The sequence below is a fragment of the Alkalihalobacterium sp. TH-98 genome (assembly GCF_057473385.1).
The window spans coordinates 1-18776 of record NZ_JBYCKM010000022.1 but is presented as its reverse complement, the minus strand read 5'-3'; the positions used below and the strand labels follow the sequence as shown (position 1 = coordinate 18776).

Below are 18776 nucleotides of genomic sequence, written 5' to 3'. Positions count from 1 at the left end.
TAGACCAGTCTATATAATTTTGGTTTAAATAAAAGGTCTACTTTTATAAAGTACACCTTCACACCTTCTCATTTAGCCAACAAAAGTGGAATATAACGAGCAATTTGACGTAACGGCTCACTATCTTTTTTCGTAAACACATTTATAAATGCCCCTTCAATCATTGCATTAATCACTAATCCGAGTTCTAATGCTTTTTCCTTTTCAATGCCGCTTGTCATTAATTTTTCTGCAAAAACTTGGTGCCATGTTTCATAAGCTTCTTGACATGATAGACGAATGACTTCACTTGAATGTGCAGTTTCTAATGCTACTGCCGCAACTGGTAATCCTTGTTTGGACTCTCGATTTTCAAATGCATCTGCTAAATCATTTATGAAATTTTGAATAGCTTCCGTGGGGTTATCACATTTATTTAAACCTTCTTTTATCCGATTAGACACTAATTCAGCAGTCCGTTCGACAGCAACACTGGCAAGTTGTTCTTTCCCCTCTGGAAAATAGTAATATAAAGATCCTTTAGGCGCACCGCTTTCTTTTGTAATCTGATTAAGTCCTGTCGCATGATAGCCCTGAGTTTGGAATAGCCTTGAAGCTGTTTCTATAATTTTATCTTTAGACGATTTTTTCTGTTCACTCATGCAATTACCACCTTAAAATTATAACAACTGGTCTATATATAAATTATTACGTTCTCTTTATTTTGTCAACATTATAAATATACATGCTGTGGTTTTTTATTCTTATTGCGTTTTACTTGTGCTTAAAATGTAAATTAAGTTATTTCTGGTACTGTTTATACAGCTTTTCCGCTTCTGTTTTCATCCGTTCCACTAGTGATGGTGGCGTAAGTACCTTTGCGTCGCTGCCCCATGTTAATAACCAGCGCACTAACCCGTCACTAATTACCGCATTGGTCGTTATACGAAACGTACCTTCTGTATGTGGTCGAATATTTACATTTAAGCCAAACAGATCATTTACCACATTCAGTAATTGATTAACGAACTCAATTTCAATACTGCGTTCTTCTCCCGAGTACATATAAAACAGGGTTTGCGTATAATGATTGATATTAAAATTAGGATTGAGAATAAACGTATACTCAGTCACCTCAACATTTCGCATTCGATCAATCCGGTAATGACGGATATCTCCTTCTGTAATAAACTCGCCAATCAGATAGTAAAATTCATTATTCCAGACTAGGGCATACGGTTTTACCAGATAATGATCTTCATTTCTATCATTTCAGCCAAGAAGACTCCTTCCTCAAAAATTCTTTAGAATTTTAAGTGGGAGGTGAATTGACGGTTTTGAGTGTCATCACTAGGAATTTCTCACCTTTTTTGGCAAAATAAATATAGGAACATACGTTTGAATTTGGTGTCGAAATGGAAAACTACAAAACGATGCAAATTTGGGTGAAAAGTGGACATCGTATGCATTCTTACTTTCAAGAGATGTGTCGAAACGCAAAAAATATGCATAATACAACTAATTTTTTTATTCGCCAAATTTACACAGGTTTAGTTTACGAGAATACAAATCCAAATAAGTTCAAAGCAAGACCCAAAATCCCAGGATATAGTCGTGCTAAAGAAAAAGAAGTCTCTTTTTCCAATCAAGATTGTGTGATTAAAGATGATAAGTACTGGTCATCTCGTCTGGCCTTATGCCCCACCCGTTTGTTCTGTAATTTCATAATACAAGTCTACTAACTCTCTAATTGTCAGTTCATTCTGTTCGTCGGTATATTTTTTCAATAGATCCCTAATTATTAATAGTCGTTGTTTTGTAGATTGCTTTTCATTCATCGAGGTAACCTCCATGGAAGAACGAATTAATAGGTTTATTATAACTTATTTTCCTGAAATCTACTTTTGATTCTTCCGTAATCTTACTAGTGTTTTACTCATTTTTAGATCTACCTATGTTCGGAGATAAGAGAAAAGGTGGCCTAAACCACCTTTTCAACGTATCTATACCTATAATACTACGTTAATCATTGACGACATCAATAATTGTCGGGGTATCTACAACTCTTATACTTGGTTGTGATGCTCCTTCAGCTGAACCTGCTATTTTGTTATTTACTTCACCGTTACTTTCAAAGCTTCTAACATGAACTCCGTCCCACTGTGTCGCTTCTAGGTTAAACTGAAAATTTATACTGTTGTTTTGAAATTTATTTTGAACTTGTTCGCCCCATGTTTGACCATCAACTCTAGCATCATCATTTTTGAATGTTATTTTAATTCTAACATCGTCAGTATCACTAGGAGAAACCGGTAACCCACGATAACTACTATTGATATGGGTCACTAACGGGGCTAAGTTAATTCGACCACTATTATCTGTTGCAAGATAACCATCAACGATCTTATTCTGAAAATTCCCTTCAAAAAGATCACCTAAAGTTAGGGTTTCGTTAGCTTTGATTATACCTGTTCCACTTGTAGCTCCTTCAACCCTAAATAAATTAATTTCGAACTGGTCAAGATACTCTAACATTTCCTCGGGATTTGTTACTGCAGAATTATCTACTTTAAAATCACTAGCTGTGACGTGCAATAGAACTTCCTTTATGGCAAGACTTCCACTATTTTTTAAACGAAATTCTCTTGTAACACTATCCCCTGGTTTCATATTCCCTAAATCAAAATTGATAGGTCGATTACTGATTTTTGATACTTCTAAATCTAGGACTCCAGTTGCAAACTGATTATTAATGGTTGCGGTATCATTAAATGCTGCCCATGTTCCTCCTCCCACTAATGATAGGCCTAATGTAGCTGACATTACCCCTACAGTTAACTTCTTCTTAATGTTCATCCCTAAATCCTCCTCAATTTTTGATTGATATATTGACCCTTATGTAAACATAAGGTGTGCAACCTGTTTAAGTTTGTTCCTCATTTGCTTTTTCAGATTGTGAGGTTTGCTTTTCTATTTCTTGGATAGCCGAGCCTATCGTAAAAAATGAATATGCTAAAAGCAATAAGCCGGGAATAATAAGGAGAATCGCTGTTCCCTTAGATGAACTAAAAAAACTAATAATGTAGCCTACTATTGGAATAGTGATACCTGAATAAAGAGCAATGACATTTTCGGATAAGACTAAATTAACATCTGCACCTTCGTTATGATCACCCTTTGTTTGATAGAGGACATGGTCTCCATTTTTTATAACATCTGTAATTCGATGGGTTACTACTTTTTCTGCATTTTCTTTAAAAGTAATAATATCGTTCACTTTTAACTGCGTCTTATCTTCAATAGATTTAACAGCAATAATTGACCCTGTCATAAAAGTGGGCTCCATCGATCCTGAATGGACGGTCTTAAGTTGATACCCAAACAGTTGGGGTTCACCTCCACTCGCCCTACTCGAAATGACCAAGAATAACATAACAACTAATGCTAGAAAAATAGCCCCCCATAAAACATTAATAATACAGCTCCAAACTTTATGAACCTTCAATGTTATCACCAACTTTTTAAATGATAGAATACTAGAGTTATTAAACTTATTAAACCTATTATATTTATAGTTATAGTTAGTTATCTAATGCTAATTCCTTTAGATTTGTGTCGCCTTCCCCATGGTTGCCGTTTAATATATCTGCTAGTTGGTCTTGAACTTTCTCTGAATTTGGTTCTGGTTTTGGTTCTTCTATTTCTTCTTGTTCTTGGTGATCTACATTACTATCGTCACTCACTTGGTTGTCAACATTAGGCTTCATTTCTTGCTCATGGTTTACGATTTCTTCTTGTAGTACTGGCTCTTCGCTTGAGCAACTTTGATTTACAGCAATACTCTTACTCCAAATAAAATTTGAGTTTTCTCCATTCCTTTTAACTTTAAATCGATAGTCGCCAGGTTCAAGTTGAACTAAAACCTCTAATCTAGCCAGTTGGTTGGTAAATAATGTTTCTTTGTTGATAAAACCCTCTGCTAATGCCTCACCCACCTGAACCGGAGTACCATTATCATTTACGCCGGCAACCTTAACTAACTCCCACTTCCATACAGCTTCATTCATATCCTGGCTTGAATAATGAATATCGGTAAAGATTAGTGTCTTCTCTTGTGTACATATACTTCCATAAACTATTGAAGAATGATTAAAATCTAGTAAACTATGTTCTTCACCTTCAACATCCCACTCTGTTTTTACAGAAAAAAAGAGAACTTCAATATCATTGAAGGATGCGTCCGTATATGAACTTACATGTAAGCTTGAAACTAGAAGAATATACGAGAGCAAAATGATTTGGAGTCCTATTATCATTCTTCTGGATCTTCTCTTAAATTTTTGAACTCGTTTGTATCTAATTGTTTTTCCCCCCCTGGTTATTTCGTTCATTTTTGTTCACTTTATTGAACTTGACCTAAATATACGAGACGTATAAAAAATTGAGAACTCGTAAAAACAACGAAAAAACGAAAGCATTCTGATAAAACTAATTACTTTCTTGTGTTTTCTAGCTATTTCATGCTAATTTTAATAATTTTTTTTCGTTTTTCTACTACTATTTTTTTATCATTTTTTTAATTTTGAATTAGGGACCTTGAGATAGGAAAACCTTTTAAATTAAAGGAAATAATATTTCGCATTAAGGAATTTAAGATAGTAAAGAGAAATTACAAGTTATATTAAGAAAATTATAGATATGTTTCGTATTACTTAGTTTATTTACATAAAATGTAAAATTAATCATTTTTTATTGAATTTTCTTAGTCATAAAGACTTATCATAGAACTTAATCAATCGGGTTTTTTTCTGCAAAAGTAAAAAAGTAAAGGAACTTTTGTTTTATTACATACCGTTTTTAATATTAATTTCTTTCTCTATTTTTAACATAATCTAGTCTTTGCACTGTTTTCTAGTGACCAATTAATTTAGATTGAAATAGAAATCAATTATAAGTAAGCATTTTTTAATAGATTCGTTCTCGTTGATGTTTTTATTTACCGAAATGTTCAAATCACCTATTCGTTCCTTCATTCATTTCTGGAATTACTTGGCTCATTCCCGCTCATACTAAGCACGAGGTGAAGGAATTGATTACAACAAGCGAATTAACTGACCATATTAAAAAACATGCCGTTCCATTTAATAAGACAGCGGACCTCGAACCGTTAATCCAGAAAGCAGGCCAAGCAAAGTACGCACTGCTTGGTGAAGCAAGTCATGGAACGAGGGAGTTTTATACGTTTCGGGCTGACATTACAAAGCAACTCATTCAGGAGCATCAATTTTCCTTTATTGCCGTCGAGGGAGATTGGCCTGCTTGTTATGAAGTCAATCGTTACATTAAAGGAATGGCCCCCGAGTATTCAAGTGCTGAAGATGTATTGAAAAAGTCGTTCAATCGTTGGCCGAGTTGGATGTGGGCAAATGGGGAAATGGTCGATCTCATCGAATGGCTTCACGCTTACAATCAACAACAAACCAATCGAAAAATAGGCTTTTATGGAATAGATGTGTATAGCTTATGGGAGTCTATAGAAGCGATTGTTGATTATTTAAAAAAGATTAAATCCCCTGATTTGGACAAAGCGCTACAAGCAATCGAATGCTTCGAACCTTATCACAGGAAACCTGAAAACTATGGGATTTCAGCTGCCTTTTATGGAGAAGACTGCATGAATGAAGTGATGGAACTGTTGTCAACTATAAAAGAAAACAAAACGGCATACGATGAAGACCCAGAAGCAAATCTGAATATGAATATTAATGCGATCGCAGCTATGAATGCTGAACATTATTACCACACGATGGTGACGAACGATAATGAGTCATGGAATATTCGCGATCGTCATATGGTCGAAGCGCTACAACATATTAGTGAGTTTTATGGCTCTTCTGCTAAGGGCATTGTCTGGGAACATAACACCCATATTGGCGATGCGCGCGCTACCGATATGGCTAAAGAAGGAATGGTCAATGTCGGACAATTAACTCGAGAGGTTTTCGGGGAAAATCAAGTGTATGCGGTAGGGTTTGGTACATACGAAGGTACTGTTATTGCGGGAACGAAATGGGGTTCACCTGCTGAAATTATGACTGTCCCTCAAGGCGTCACAGGTAGCTGGGAAGAAGCTCTTCATCATGCAGGGGCCTATAACCAATTTTTACTGTTTACAGAAGAGAATAAAGAACTCTTCTCTAATGTGATTGGCCATCGTGCGATTGGTGTTGTTTATCATCCTGAATTTGAACATCACGGTAATTATGTACCATCCCGTCTATCACAACGATACGATGCTTTTATTCATATTGATAAAACAACTGCTCTTTCTCCGCTATAATGGAGAAAGCGTTGTCGTCCCCCCCTTCAACAGTAGGAAATCCAAAGAGTTCATATACTTTAGTCATAAAACTAAGAGATATACATATATATAATTTAAAGGTTTAATCTGGCCTCGTTAAACCTATCGGATAACAAACTCCTTCATGTTATTCCTCCTAAGAAAGAGGCCACTAACTATTATCATTTCTCCTCAATTACTTCACTTCTATAGTGAAGTTCTTTTTGTGCTTAACTAATAAAAAAACAAATTAGCCAAATAAGTGTAAGTAAAAGACACTTTCCGATCTAGCTCATTTTACTATTTCAAAATACCATCTAACCGCATCCTTCACCTTTTAACGCTTTAAAGTATACTGTATATCTTAAGGCACCTTCCTGTTTCTATGCTTTATTCTCCTTTGATTTTTATACCTATTTTGCTATATTTAAGTAGGGGCTCGAATATACTTTCCTGAGATACAACAATTTCATGTTACGAGTGGAGAAGGGAGAACTATGAAGACAAATAAACAAATAAAATCAGATATTGAGATTGCTCAAGCTGCATCATTAAAGCCCATCCAACAATTTAAGGAACAGCTTAACATTTTAGATGAAGAATTAGAATTACACGGTCACTATAAAGCAAAAATTTCACTTAATTTAATGAAACGACTGGCCGATCAACCAGACGGAAAGGTCGTGTTAGTTACTGCGATTAACCCAACCCCGGCCGGTGAAGGAAAATCAACAGTTACGGTTGGGTTAGGACAAGCTTTAAACAAGCTAGGTAAAAATGCGATGATTGCTCTAAGAGAACCTTCCCTAGGTCCAACGATGGGGATTAAAGGCGGTGCTGCAGGTGGTGGATATTCACAAGTGTTACCAATGGAAGAGATTAACCTCCATTTTACCGGGGATATTCATGCAATTACAACAGCGAACAATGCATTGGCAGCCTTTTTAGATAACCACATTCACCAAGGAAACGAGCTTCGTATAGATACGAGACGAATTGTCTGGAAACGTGTAGTAGACCTAAATGACCGTGCGTTACGTCAAGTTGTCGTTGGCTTAGGCGGACCGATGCAAGGAGTACCGCGTGAAGACGGATTTGATATTACAGTCGCTTCTGAAATTATGGCTATTTTCTGTTTAGCTACGGACTTGAAAGATTTGAAACAACGTTTAGCAAAAATTGTTGTCGCTTACAATTTCGATCAAGAACCTGTAACCGTTGCAGACCTCGGCGTAGAAGGTGCGCTAACTCTTTTATTAAAAGATGCGCTCAAGCCAAATCTCGTACAAACGATCGAACATACCCCGGCATTAATCCATGGCGGACCGTTTGCAAATATTGCGCACGGCTGCAATAGTGTCATCGCAACGAAAATGGCGCAGAAGTTGAGCGATATTGTTATTACTGAAGCAGGATTTGGTGCTGATTTAGGAGCTGAAAAGTTCTTAAACATTAAATCTCGTTTTGCTGATATACAGCCAGAAGCTGTTGTCATCGTAGCAACGATCCGAGCGTTAAAAATGCATGGTGGCGTTTCTAAACAAGAGTTACATATGGAAAATATCGAGGCGTTACAGGCTGGATTAGGCAATTTACAGAAACATATCGAAACGATCCAAGCATTTAACTTGCCGTTCGTTGTTGCGATTAACCGATTTACGTCAGATACAGACCCAGAAGTAAATACTTTAAAAGCATTTTGTGAAAAAGAAGGATACGCGGTTGCCCTTACTGAAGTGTGGGAAAAAGGCGGTGAAGGTGGACTCGACTTAGCCGAGCAAGTTCTTCAAGTGATGGAGCAAAATACTCATTCGTTCAAACCGTTATATGATGTGAGTGACACGATTCCAAATAAGATCTTACAAATTGCCCAAACCGTTTATGGAGCAAAAGCCGTTGAGTTTTCCGATAAAGCCAAAAAGCAAATCACCCAGTATGAAGCATTAGGTTGGGATAATTTGCCGATTTGTATGGCAAAGTCTCCAGTTTCACTATCTGATGATCCCACGAAACTCGGCAGGCCGACTGACTTTACAATTACGATCCGAGAATTTAAACCTTCAATTGGAGCTGGCTTCCTCGTCGCCCTTTCCGGTAATATCATGACGATGCCCGGCCTTCCAAAAGCACCATCCGCATTAAAGATGGATGTCAATGAAGACGGTCGTGCTCTAGGGCTTTTCTAAATGATATTTTAAACCGTGTGGGATGCGCTTCCCATGCGGTTTTCATGTTGAAAGCTAGTTCGTCAATTAACTGTAATGTAATTTAAGAGGACTCACAGGCTCTTATTTGGCAATAAAGCATCGATTTCTAGAATTAGCGGACTCACAGGCCCTAATTCACTGATATTCAGGAGAAAAACGTGGCTTATGAGTAAAATAAAAGCCTCCCAGTCCTCCAAAAGTGTCAAATAGGCAGTTTTTACATAAATAAAGGCCTCTCAGTCCTCTAAACTCAATTTTATCCCAGGCGCTTTGTTTACCCGATAACTCACTTTTCACCGCTTGCACTTTGTTTACCCGATAACTCACTTTTCACCCTGACGCATGGTTTACCGATCATTCACTTCTCCTCCCCTAGTACTTTATTCCTCGATAACCTCAACTTACTCACTACCACTAGATTACTTGCTTCACTCTAAACGCGCAACCACTCATGGCAATGGCTCTGCCTCTAACCCGTTGATCATAATCGCAGCCAAATGCGCATTATAGCTTCTTAACATTTGTGCTGATTGCTCTGACAGCACCCCACCTTGGTAATTTTGCAGTCGTTTATTTATGAATGTGTTCGAATCAATAAAGTGCTTCATTTCCAAGCTTTTATCTTCTAAGGCAAAGACAACATTTCTAATGTTTGCAGTAATGATCGTAGATAGACACATCATACAAGGTTCTACCGTCGTGTACAGGATGCAGTTGAGAGCATTTTGTTTAAGGAAAGCGTTGCAATTATTCATTGCATTGATTTCCGCATGCGCTAAATCATTTCCTTGTGTGAGCGTCCGGTTGGAGCCTCTTGAAATAATTACATCATTATGTACAATGATAGCACCTATTGGTGAGTCGCCACGTTTACCAGCTTCTTCGGCCTCCTTTAAAGCCTCTTGCATATAAAAGTGATGGTTTATTTCATTAAAATTGACGATCACATTTTTTCCTCCTGCATTTTTTCTTAGACTATCGTTAAGTGGCTTTCTACTTTATGTCCTCGTTTCTGGGGGGATGAGGAACTCTTCTACTCGAAAAACCGTTTCAAGGCATAAAAGTTTCCTCTACAAAATCATTTTTATTTTCCTACTCTGGTTCCGATTTCATTCAAGATCGAGGCAGAAACAAAAAATAACGATCAAACCTAAATGGTTGATCGTCATTTCTTAATTGTTAAGAAAGCAGAGCTCAATACCTTATGATTAATCGTTCTCTACTTCAAATCCTTCATTTTTCCAAGCTGTCGTTCCACCTTCTATGTAGGCTACATCTTCAAAGCCCATTTGCTTTAAAAGATAGGCCCCAAGAGCGGCTTGACCGCCTGCCCCGCACGTGACGATGACTGGACGGCTGCGATCTGCTAATTCAGGTGCTCTTAGGTGTTCTGGTAATTCAAGATCTGCACGGATTGGTAACATTCCTAGTGAAATGTTCATGCTGCTTGGAATTAATCCACAAGCCCCTGCATCTGCTGCGTCCTGCACATCAATGACCAGTGTATTTGGGTTTTGATTCATCTTTTCTCTTGCGTCAGCTGAAGAAATGCCAGCTACATTTTCTTTAGCCGTTCCCACCATTTGCTTAAACGTTAATGCCATGAATATCCCTCCTTTTTAACAACAACATTATTGACGTACCGAACACTTTCTATTCGATTACCCTTATTTTATTGCCCTTAATTTCTTATGTTAAACCTTTATCTTCTAAACAACGGATTTGGTACACCGATATAGGCATAATCGGTCACATCATCTTTTAACCGCATAATGGTTAATGCCTTTGTTTCCACGGTTGGGCCAAGTAACGCCGCCAAATCCATTTCTATATCTTCTCGTAATGTTCCATCCTGTTTAAGTTCGGTGAAAATGTCGATGCACACTTCTCTTACAACATCCCAAAGCTCTAACTCATCAATCGGATATTGTCTCGCTAAATGAGCCGTAAGCTCCCCGATGTGACTTTGGAACACCGTATGGATGACCTTGTTTTGCATCTCAACAAAATCGTCACCAATCGTAACGGAATTAGGATAAAAGGTACCAGGTACCCCTTGTTGTTCTAATCTTTTTTTATAAACCCTTACCCCGCCTAGATCTCGAATGAACGCTTTAACAGGCTCATTGTCTTTAAACACGATCAATGAATTTTGTAAATGTGCTTCTAGACCAATGCCATAGCGGGTCATCAATGGAATAATCCCTGAAAGAACGACATCGATATATTTTTTAAAGAAGGATTTTACATTCTCTTCTAAGGAATGGGACGGACGGCGCAAGTTGAATTGATCGACAATCTCATAAACGACTAACCGGTTTGAAACAGGAGACGGGCTGTATAGTCCACAAGCGACCATTACATTTTCATCTTCATTGACGAGCGATTCTGGATTTGGACGAATGAGTAATGATAAATTTTTATTACGATGATACGATTGGGTGTCATTTTCAATTGTCGAATTAAAACGTATTCCAAAGTCTTCGCCTGCAACACCAAATGTTCCGTTGAAGTATCCTTCTCTTTCTAGAATTGTTTTTATGATGCCTGTTAATTCTGGACCATTATGGACAGAGTTTGGAGAAATCGTTCGGACAGCACTAGTCATCTGTACGTTGATCGGTAACTTAAGGTGGAATTTTTTATCGACAGAAATCGGTGCAACCGTACGGACTGACAGCGTCGGCTTTGTTGGCAGCCTATAATTTTCAATCAAAAAAATATCGCCCTTTTCTAACTCACTCGCATATAATTCCGGTAATGTTTGATCCTTTTGCCACGGGTGAACGGGTAAAAGGATATATTCGTCAGGATTTACTCCTTTTTCTAAACAACTATTGATAAAACAGTCATAGAGGTCCGCGTACTCTTTGGACCAGAATTCGTTCATCTGTCGGCGTTCAAACTGCGGATTTACATAAATGACATCTTTATGAAGGGCCACAAAAAGCAGTTCAACCACTTGATCAAACTCTGAAGAATACTGCATAACTTCTTCGATCGTTAATCCAACTTTGGACTTCGTACACGGATGAAGCTGGTGTCCTGTCACACAAGACTGCTCAAAAAATAAGGCCCTGTCAAAAGTTGGGTCTGTAACTGCTAAGCCGTTGATAAGCTCTAACGTCGTTTGCCAATGGTTATTCTGACTAATCGCTTTCAACTCTTCATATTTCGTTTCCTGGAATAACAACCCTAATCCCATATTAGCTACACTATCAGCGAGTTCTAACTGGAATCCCTCTAAATTGGAATACGTGATGTTTTGCTCTTCCATATATTCTTTCAATAATTCCACTAAAAAGATCGGGTGTAACACTTCAGTAACAGACTGCTTATGATCAATAAATGTAACATTTACCCCAAGCTTATATCGATCATAACTATACTTTTCAGCGATCGGAATAACAATCTTCCCTTTTTGAAAAGATAGTTCAATTTGCTGAGACTGTGAAAGCTGCGCTTCTATTTGATCTTTTTGAATAAACCCTTCTCTTAACAGGGCATTAATCATTCGCTCCATGATCATAAATCGTGCTTTAGGTACGATCGTTAAGTATGTATTCACTAACTCTGGATATGTATCTGCAATGAAATCATGGATTTTCATTTCTTTTGTTTCTAAATTTAATTCAGTAAGTAACATTTACCCACTCCCACTCTACTTTTTAGGGTTGCTAATAACACAACAACGATAAGCCGCTGTTGTGTTATGTAATCCTATTAATGTTTATGTCTAGGCTGACCGTCCCTAGCACTGTTTCATGAATGAATTCGAGTTTAATGAGCAAAATCCTTTTTCTTTCAATGATTTAGGCAAGATTGTTACAAGCCTGGTAACTTCCTCTTCGTGGACAGCCTTTACACATTTTCCCTTCTTCAGAAAGAGCATAATAGAGACAGCACGTTTTTCGAATGCGAACAGCTTGTCCCCCAAGACTTGTCATATCACAATAGAAACCAGTGATTGGGTGACTTTTGTAATCTTTAAAAATGGAATGTTCGGTCGCATAAAGGAAATAATCAAAATCCAGTTGAATGGTATCCCTTAGCTCTGGGGCAAGATCGTCCCGCTTAAGTAGTGTCTCGAAAATCCAAAATAAATAAATCGCTGTATTTTCCCACAAAATGGGCTTTGGAACTCTACATAGTTCTGAAATATTGTCCCATAAAGGACTTAAATGATCAACGAAAAGCTCTTTAATTAAATCATCCCTACAGGTTTTACGATCCTCTTTTGTCTCAGGTATGTAAGCCGTCTGGTCATTAAAGAAAAGACGAGGTAACCATTTCTCTTGAGAGGTAGAAGATAAAATCGCTAAGTTTTCAGCCGACATATTTAATTTTTTATTAAACATTAAAAACGAATAAAATGCAGAGGCAATAATAAGGTAACTGTACCGTTTAGAAAAGGCAGAACCCGTGACCATCAAATCTGGAGCTTGCAACTCCTCCTGTACTTCTTCTAAAAAAGCTAAAAGCTTTTCCTTATCAAAAAGATCGATGACATCAATGTTTAAAATTGATGCGCTTTCTTCTTCAAAACAAACTCGGTAGTCTGCCAACTTTTGTTGTTCTTCTAATGACATCAATTGCGTACACATACGGACCTCCAAAAACTTCAAGCTTTAAGTCGCCTTCTCGTGCCACTTTATTTATGACAGGTGTCGTTCACCTATTCTTTAGTCAGTTAAGTATAGTACAATCGTATCTGTAATGATAATCATTGTCAATTGTTAAGTGGTAATTAGATAAAAATAAATTCATATAATCATGTAATAACTTTAGATTAGCACTAACCAACTCGTAGCAAGTGAGTTCTTACTTTCAAAATGATGAATGGACAAATGTGTTTCCAAACAAAAAGACGGCGAAGACCTTGTTGGTTTTCGTCGTCTTTTTATAAGATTTTATTAAGCTATTAAGAATGGGTAGTATGTCAAAACTATTACAGATCAGTTGACATTATACCAAAAGTCATTAAAGTAAATATCGATTCCATACTCATCCACCTGTTCGAAAAAGTCATCGTCCTTCGATGACAAGATAATATGGTATTCCGTATTAGGCTCCAGTTCAAGGGGAAACTGTAATTTTTCTTGCTGCTCCCACAAGTTAGGAAAATGCTGAGGTATTGCCCTTATTACATATTTTTCTAATATCGTTATACTGCCAACCTTTACCTCATCTAAAGTTTTCACTTGTTTATGATCTTCATCTAAAATGAGTGCCACATGTGCATAGTAGGTATCATTATGAGGAACGATCCCCCATTCTGGGATGGTCAGGTCCGGCTCGTTTTCATATGCATTCCACAACATGGAAGCTAGACCAATCACAACAATCAAAATAATAAAGATAAAAAGATACCTTTGTAGTTTTTCCATTTCCTATCCCCTATCATTATAATTTACTACTATACGAATAAGCTGAAAGAAAGATTCAGCGTGTTCATTTGGCTTGATTATTATTTATCAATTCTCTTTTAACTTCACAAATGGATTTTCTGTTCCCCATCTATAGGTTTCGGTGCTTTTAGAATTCCGATTAGAAGAATGATCCACAACGGTGCATTGCCAATTGCATGAACCGCAAATGAAGCCCATGTAGACTGTGTGTATTGAGCAATAAGTGGAGCAATCAACATACTAGGAATCATACCAATGACATGCCATTTTAAAGCGATATGTAAAACCCAAGCCCATAATAAACCGTTAACGATCCATGCTAAATGGCCAAACATCATTTCTTGAAGCGGTAACACATAACCCCGCCACATTATTTCTTCACTAAACATAGCCAATAAATGGAGTGGAACAAAAAAGAATAATAGTTTCCAGTTACCCTTTAAGGGAACACCGAAAAATTCTCTCGGTGGCATGGAGAACTTCTTTAAAGGATTAAAAGGAGCTGGTAAATAACTAGGTGGCGCAAATAATTTATAGTTTGCTAATTTTTTACCGATTGGCTCTAACAATTGATCCAATACAATGGTCAATATAACAGCTAAACCAATCCATAGCCAATCCCCTTTACTTATTGGGTTCAAGCGAAACCGTTCAACCAATACTTCTACCGTTACTGGCCCTCCATCTATAAAAATAAAAAGACCTATTGAAACGGGTAATAATAATAGAACCGGTGCCCACATCCATAACCAAAACGAATAGATGAAAGGAATCCCTTTCTCTACAAGTTTTGGTGTACCGTAAAAAACACCATAGTAGATAATGAAGCCTGGTATTGCAAATAACAGAAATTGCATCCAAAAACCCATGAGCAAACACTCCTGTTTAGTAGTAAGTGCCTTGTTTTTCTAACGCTTTGTCTTCATATCAATCACAACAAAAGCCATACAAGATGTTTTATGTATGGCAGTACAATATGCTGAGTGATCCAATTCTCACCTTAACGGATCATCATCGCCAAGATGGCTAATCTGAATTAAAACGGGATCCTTGTCGCCTTCTTTCAAATAACTAGAAAAATACGTTTTATCTACTTCAATTAAATTCCAAACCATTGGTGCCTCTACGACAATCTTTAGTTCGCTTTCTTCGGCTTCTTCTGGATTAACCGCTATAATCCACGCTTCCGTATCATCTTCGGATTTCCCTTTTTCAACAATAGAAATATAAGATGAAGTAGACGTTGCTGTTTCCTTCGCTGAACAACCGACTGAAAAAATAGTAATAATGAAAATGATGATAGCAAATAATCGAAACTGATACGTGACACCCTTCATCGATATCACCTCCTCCCTAAAACGTTAGACGTCTTATGTGGAAGAAAAGTTTCGTTTCATCTGAAAATTAATATTTAAGATTGCTCACAAAATGATAGAGGCTTACTTTCAAAATACAACTGTTTATTCTGGTTTTTGTCCAACAAACTGAATGACATGCGACAATCCATTATGTAACTTCCCTTCGTGTCGAACAACTTCTCCCATAAAAAAGTGAACAATACGCCAATCTGAAAAGGATTGTAAAAACTCCTCTGGTTTGTAAAGAAGGTCAACGTTTTGCGGCCCGCCACTTTGATAAGGAATTTGATAGTGAGAATACACCTCGGTAATAAAATAGCCTCCTGGCTTTACTGCTTCTTTTACACCTTTAAGTGTTTTCTTTCGAAGTTCTTCTGGAAAGTGTCCGAAAATACAGACAACCTCATCCCATTGATTCGGTTGCCACTCGGCATCATTTAAGTCGACGAGTTTTGTCTCCACTGACACGCCTTTAGCCTCAGCTAACTTTTTCATTTTAAGTAAACCTGACTCCGCATAATCCCATGCCGTAACGTTCATTCCTTGTTCAGCTAACAAAACAGCATTACGCCCTTCTCCTTCTGCAATGGCCAACGCCTTGCCAGAAAGGTTTAACCTTTTCTGCATTTCTTTTAAAAATTCATTCGGTTCTTTTCCGTAAACATATTCTTCACTACTAAAACGTGTATTCCAGTCGCTCATTCTAGATACTCCCTCTCAATCACTTTTAGTGATAAAATTTTTTAAATCATTAAATCACTTCGTTTAACCTTGTTCACTGTTAAAAAACTCCGTTATCTATGTCCTTACCTTACTTTCTATTCGTATTCCCATCTTATACCATAGCAGGTATGATTTCAATTCATCTGTTTATAGCTGTTCAAGCTTATCTTTACCGTTTCAATAAATTTCCTTCAGCGTATAATTTTTTACGTATAATTTAAAAAAAGGACTGAATCTCTTCAGCCCTTTTTCCTTGATCTACTTTATTCTTTTCTCATCCCGAAAAAAACATAACTGTAATCATCGGAATGTTTATCGTACAGTTCAATTTCTTCGCGCAACATTTGCACCACTCTTAAAGCATCCTCGTTTTGTGAATATTTTTGCACCATTTTATTGAGGTTTGCTTCAAGTGGACCGTAGTATTGCACTGTCCAATCTTCTTTCGGAAGGACAAAAGAAAACTCATAATGATAATTGTTTTGTTCGACTTGTGTTATTTTGTTTACAATCGTATCCATCTCTTGATACGCTGTCTCCCAAAACGTTTTACACTCTAAAGAAGGATGGTTACTTAGCCAAGAAATTTCACTACAAACGAGATACCCACCCGATTTAAGGTATTTTTTCCAGTCTCTTAAGCCATTTTGAAATCCAGCGATATAGATCGTACCTTCTGCCCAAATGAGATCGAAATGTTCTAAAGGAAAATCTAGCTCAAACATTGATACATTCCTTACTACAACTCGATTTTCAAGACGACTTTTTACCACTTTTTTCTTTAGTTCATTTAAAAAGCCTTCATGCGTATCAATAGCTGTGATATCGGCTGCAGGAAACATCTCTGCCAAAATCATCGTATGACTTCCTGTACCGCATCCTATATCTAGAATTTTAATATTGTCTTTTACAGATAGGTCTAGCATAGAAATCGCTTTTTTAGTTGATGTCTCGCTACCAGGTGCTAACCTATTTAAATTTTCAAATGCCTCAAAAAAGTATTTACTCATGTTTGTATACACGCTCCTCTATCATTTTATTATTCTATAGAAAAGGTGCCTACCAGCTCTAAACAGAAGTTATTCAAACAAAAACCTCCTAAGTAAGATACTCCCATCTTAATTAGCAATTGAAGGACCGTCAAGTGGAGAGTCAGCAATTTTTGATCTAAATGAGATTATTGAAACATTTCTACGTAAACCACTAAGTTCTCATCTTCACGAAGGATCATGAGAATTTCTTCGATATAATCTGGAGAAAATAATCGTTTTTCATTAAAGTGCACAGCATATAGCGCAGCAATCTCTCTAATCTGTTCATTGCTGTTTCTAAGTAATTCGATAATCTTGTTTTCAATGATTGCTAGGTATTTTAATTCTTTCAACTGTTTCTTCTTAAGAGCGTGCAGGTAATTGAATGCTTGAACGATTTCATCATTATTATTAGTAGACAATGCTTGAACAATTGCTTCTGTCGTCCACGGTTGATGATTTTCCTCATTAGTATCATCTATTAACTCTTGGTAACTATCTTCGTACAAGGTTAGCCCGTTTAAAAACTCTTCAAACGAGTTTGCAAGCTTCAACACCTTGTTTTGCTCGCTCTCACATTCTATGTAAATGACCGGTGGATTTTCTTTCGTATTCCTGTAATCAAAAGCAACCCAGGATTCACATTCTCCAGATAAAATGACAATATCCTTAGGCAGCCCCCATTCTTGAATTAAATATTGACTATCTAGTATACTATCCTTTTCACCAATACCTAACAGGTGGTCAACATGAATATAGTTCTCCCCCCAAATGGTTGGTTCACCGGTAGGGTGAGTCGTGTATTTGATATGACCGCCATTCTGTTTATTCAGAAGTTGGATATAGGCGTCTGGTAATTTTATTTTTAAACGTTCTTCTGCTTGTGTGACTAGGTTTGGTGTTAAAGGTTCTAACGTATAAAATTGATTATCTTTCTGCCAAATGTTTTTCATTGTGCCTCCTTTATGGACAAAAAAGTACTATTTCAGTGATTACATACCTTCTAATGAAGGATAAACTTTTCCATAGAGTTTGCTGCTTTGCTGCTAGTTCGTATACTCAATATCAGGTAGTGTTTCTAAGAATTTTTCCGTTTCGCCCATATCAGTAGATAGAAAAACAATTCGCATGTCGTCGAATATAACAAACGTTGGAAACTCTTTGATGTTTAGAAAATCCACTTGTTCTGGTACTCTATCAGCCGACTTGACACCAAATTGATGTACTTTAAGTAGTGGATCTAGTCGCATCATATTCTCATACACTTCATACTGCCTTTGTAAATTTTCATCAACGACTCCTCGTTTGTCTGGCGGAGGAGGAACTTCATCCTGTGGAAAGTTAAAAAACACATACATATAATATTGACCCTCTTGATCTGCCTTTAATGCACTAATCGTTTCCATTTTTTTCGACTCGTATTCCCCGAATGAGCACCCGGTAAAAAGGATGCAACTTAACATAAGGGAAACTAACACTCTCTTTGATTGCATCTATCTAAACCAATTCCTTCCTCTCCTGAATTTGCTGAAACAGCTTCTCTTTGTTGAACCTATTTTCCCCTCTACCGCTCACGATTCGCACGTTTCGTTCACACTTTCTCCTATATTTTTCCTCCACCGCTCACTAATCTGCGCTTTTCATTCACACTTTCTCCTAATTTTTCCCTCCTTCGCTCACGATCCGCGCCGTTTCATTCACACTTTCTCCTATATTTTTCCTCTACCGCT

Annotated in this window: 19 protein-coding genes and 2 pseudogenes; 3 read left to right on the top strand and 18 right to left on the bottom strand. The window is 37.2% G+C overall.

Annotated features, from left to right (window positions below; all coding sequences use genetic code 11):
* Positions 1–68: 68 nt before the first annotated feature.
* From AC2VNP_RS08775 to AC2VNP_RS08765, 3 genes and pseudogenes are all read right to left on the bottom strand, one after another.
* Positions 69–641 (bottom strand): TetR/AcrR family transcriptional regulator, encoded by a 573-nt coding sequence (locus tag AC2VNP_RS08775; protein ID WP_486916960.1) that lies wholly within the window; start codon positions 639–641, stop codon positions 69–71.
* Positions 642–780: 139 nt separating this feature from the next.
* Positions 781–1128 (bottom strand): helix-turn-helix transcriptional regulator, encoded by a 348-nt coding sequence (locus AC2VNP_RS08770; RefSeq protein WP_486916976.1) that lies wholly within the window; start codon positions 1126–1128, stop codon positions 781–783.
* Positions 1123–1230: pseudogene (locus AC2VNP_RS08765) on the bottom strand (WYL domain-containing protein); the annotation flags it as partial. The pseudogene AC2VNP_RS08765 and the gene AC2VNP_RS08770, both read right to left, overlap by 6 nt.
* A gap of 164 nt (positions 1231–1394) precedes the next feature.
* Here AC2VNP_RS08765 and AC2VNP_RS08760 point away from each other — a divergent pair.
* Positions 1395–1541 (top strand): annotated as a pseudogene (locus AC2VNP_RS08760) (RNA-guided endonuclease InsQ/TnpB family protein); the annotation flags it as partial.
* Between the two features lie 132 nt (positions 1542–1673).
* Here the strand turns inward: AC2VNP_RS08760 and AC2VNP_RS08755 are convergent.
* The 4 genes from AC2VNP_RS08755 to AC2VNP_RS08740 form a co-directional block, all read right to left on the bottom strand.
* Positions 1674–1817: a hypothetical protein gene (locus AC2VNP_RS08755; RefSeq protein WP_486916959.1), complete on the bottom strand. Its 144-nt coding sequence runs from the start codon at positions 1815–1817 to the stop codon at positions 1674–1676.
* 184 nt (positions 1818–2001) lie between these two features.
* Positions 2002–2835 (bottom strand): TasA family protein, encoded by an 834-nt coding sequence (locus AC2VNP_RS08750; protein WP_486916958.1) that lies wholly within the window; start codon positions 2833–2835, stop codon positions 2002–2004.
* Between the two features lie 67 nt (positions 2836–2902).
* A complete protein-coding gene (gene sipW, locus AC2VNP_RS08745; protein ID WP_486916957.1) occupies positions 2903–3493 on the bottom strand; it encodes a signal peptidase I SipW in 591 nt (196 codons plus the stop codon).
* Positions 3494–3560: 67 nt separating this feature from the next.
* Positions 3561–4295 (bottom strand): hypothetical protein, encoded by a 735-nt coding sequence (locus AC2VNP_RS08740; RefSeq protein WP_486916956.1) that lies wholly within the window; start codon positions 4293–4295, stop codon positions 3561–3563.
* Positions 4296–5068: 773 nt separating this feature from the next.
* Here AC2VNP_RS08740 and AC2VNP_RS08735 point away from each other — a divergent pair.
* Together AC2VNP_RS08735 and AC2VNP_RS08730 are read left to right on the top strand one after the other, a co-directional pair.
* On the top strand, positions 5069–6319 hold the full coding sequence (locus AC2VNP_RS08735; protein WP_486916975.1) for an erythromycin esterase family protein: 1251 nt from the start codon (positions 5069–5071) through the stop codon (positions 6317–6319).
* Positions 6320–6816: 497 nt separating this feature from the next.
* Positions 6817–8505, top strand: a complete 1689-nt coding sequence (locus AC2VNP_RS08730) for a formate--tetrahydrofolate ligase (protein ID WP_486916955.1) — start codon at positions 6817–6819, stop codon at positions 8503–8505.
* Between the two features lie 470 nt (positions 8506–8975).
* Here the strand turns inward: AC2VNP_RS08730 and AC2VNP_RS08725 are convergent, their stop codons facing one another.
* From AC2VNP_RS08725 to AC2VNP_RS08675, 11 genes are all read right to left on the bottom strand, one after another.
* Positions 8976–9473, bottom strand: coding sequence for a nucleoside deaminase (locus AC2VNP_RS08725; protein ID WP_486916954.1), 498 nt, complete (start codon positions 9471–9473; stop codon positions 8976–8978).
* Positions 9474–9734: 261 nt separating this feature from the next.
* Positions 9735–10130 carry a rhodanese-like domain-containing protein gene (locus tag AC2VNP_RS08720; RefSeq protein ID WP_486916953.1) on the bottom strand — a complete coding sequence of 132 codons (396 nt, stop codon included), beginning with the start codon at positions 10128–10130 and terminating at the stop codon, positions 9735–9737.
* A 98-nt stretch (positions 10131–10228) separates the two neighbouring features.
* A complete protein-coding gene (locus AC2VNP_RS08715) occupies positions 10229–12172 on the bottom strand; it encodes an IucA/IucC family protein (RefSeq protein ID WP_486916952.1) in 1944 nt (647 codons plus the stop codon).
* A 166-nt stretch (positions 12173–12338) separates the two neighbouring features.
* On the bottom strand, positions 12339–13130 hold the full coding sequence (locus AC2VNP_RS08710) for an IucA/IucC family C-terminal-domain containing protein (protein ID WP_486916951.1): 792 nt from the start codon (positions 13128–13130) through the stop codon (positions 12339–12341).
* A 351-nt stretch (positions 13131–13481) separates the two neighbouring features.
* A complete protein-coding gene (locus AC2VNP_RS08705) occupies positions 13482–13913 on the bottom strand; it encodes a hypothetical protein (RefSeq protein WP_486916950.1) in 432 nt (143 codons plus the stop codon).
* 104 nt (positions 13914–14017) lie between these two features.
* Complete coding sequence (locus tag AC2VNP_RS08700; protein ID WP_486916949.1) at positions 14018–14803, bottom strand: CPBP family glutamic-type intramembrane protease; 786 nt, start codon at positions 14801–14803, stop codon at positions 14018–14020.
* Between the two features lie 126 nt (positions 14804–14929).
* The gene (locus AC2VNP_RS08695) at positions 14930–15271 is read right to left on the bottom strand and encodes a hypothetical protein (protein ID WP_486916948.1); all 342 of its coding nucleotides are present in this window, start codon (positions 15269–15271) and stop codon (positions 14930–14932) included.
* 123 nt (positions 15272–15394) lie between these two features.
* Entirely contained in the window at positions 15395–15994 is a 600-nt protein-coding gene (locus AC2VNP_RS08690) for a class I SAM-dependent methyltransferase (protein ID WP_486916947.1), read from the bottom strand.
* Positions 15995–16278: 284 nt separating this feature from the next.
* Entirely contained in the window at positions 16279–17025 is a 747-nt protein-coding gene (locus tag AC2VNP_RS08685) for a class I SAM-dependent methyltransferase (protein ID WP_486916946.1), read from the bottom strand.
* A 167-nt stretch (positions 17026–17192) separates the two neighbouring features.
* Positions 17193–17999 carry an SMI1/KNR4 family protein gene (locus tag AC2VNP_RS08680; RefSeq protein WP_486916945.1) on the bottom strand — a complete coding sequence of 269 codons (807 nt, stop codon included), beginning with the start codon at positions 17997–17999 and terminating at the stop codon, positions 17193–17195.
* Positions 18000–18092: 93 nt separating this feature from the next.
* Positions 18093–18452, bottom strand: coding sequence for a hypothetical protein (locus AC2VNP_RS08675; RefSeq protein ID WP_486916944.1), 360 nt, complete (start codon positions 18450–18452; stop codon positions 18093–18095).
* Positions 18453–18776 lie beyond the last annotated feature (324 nt).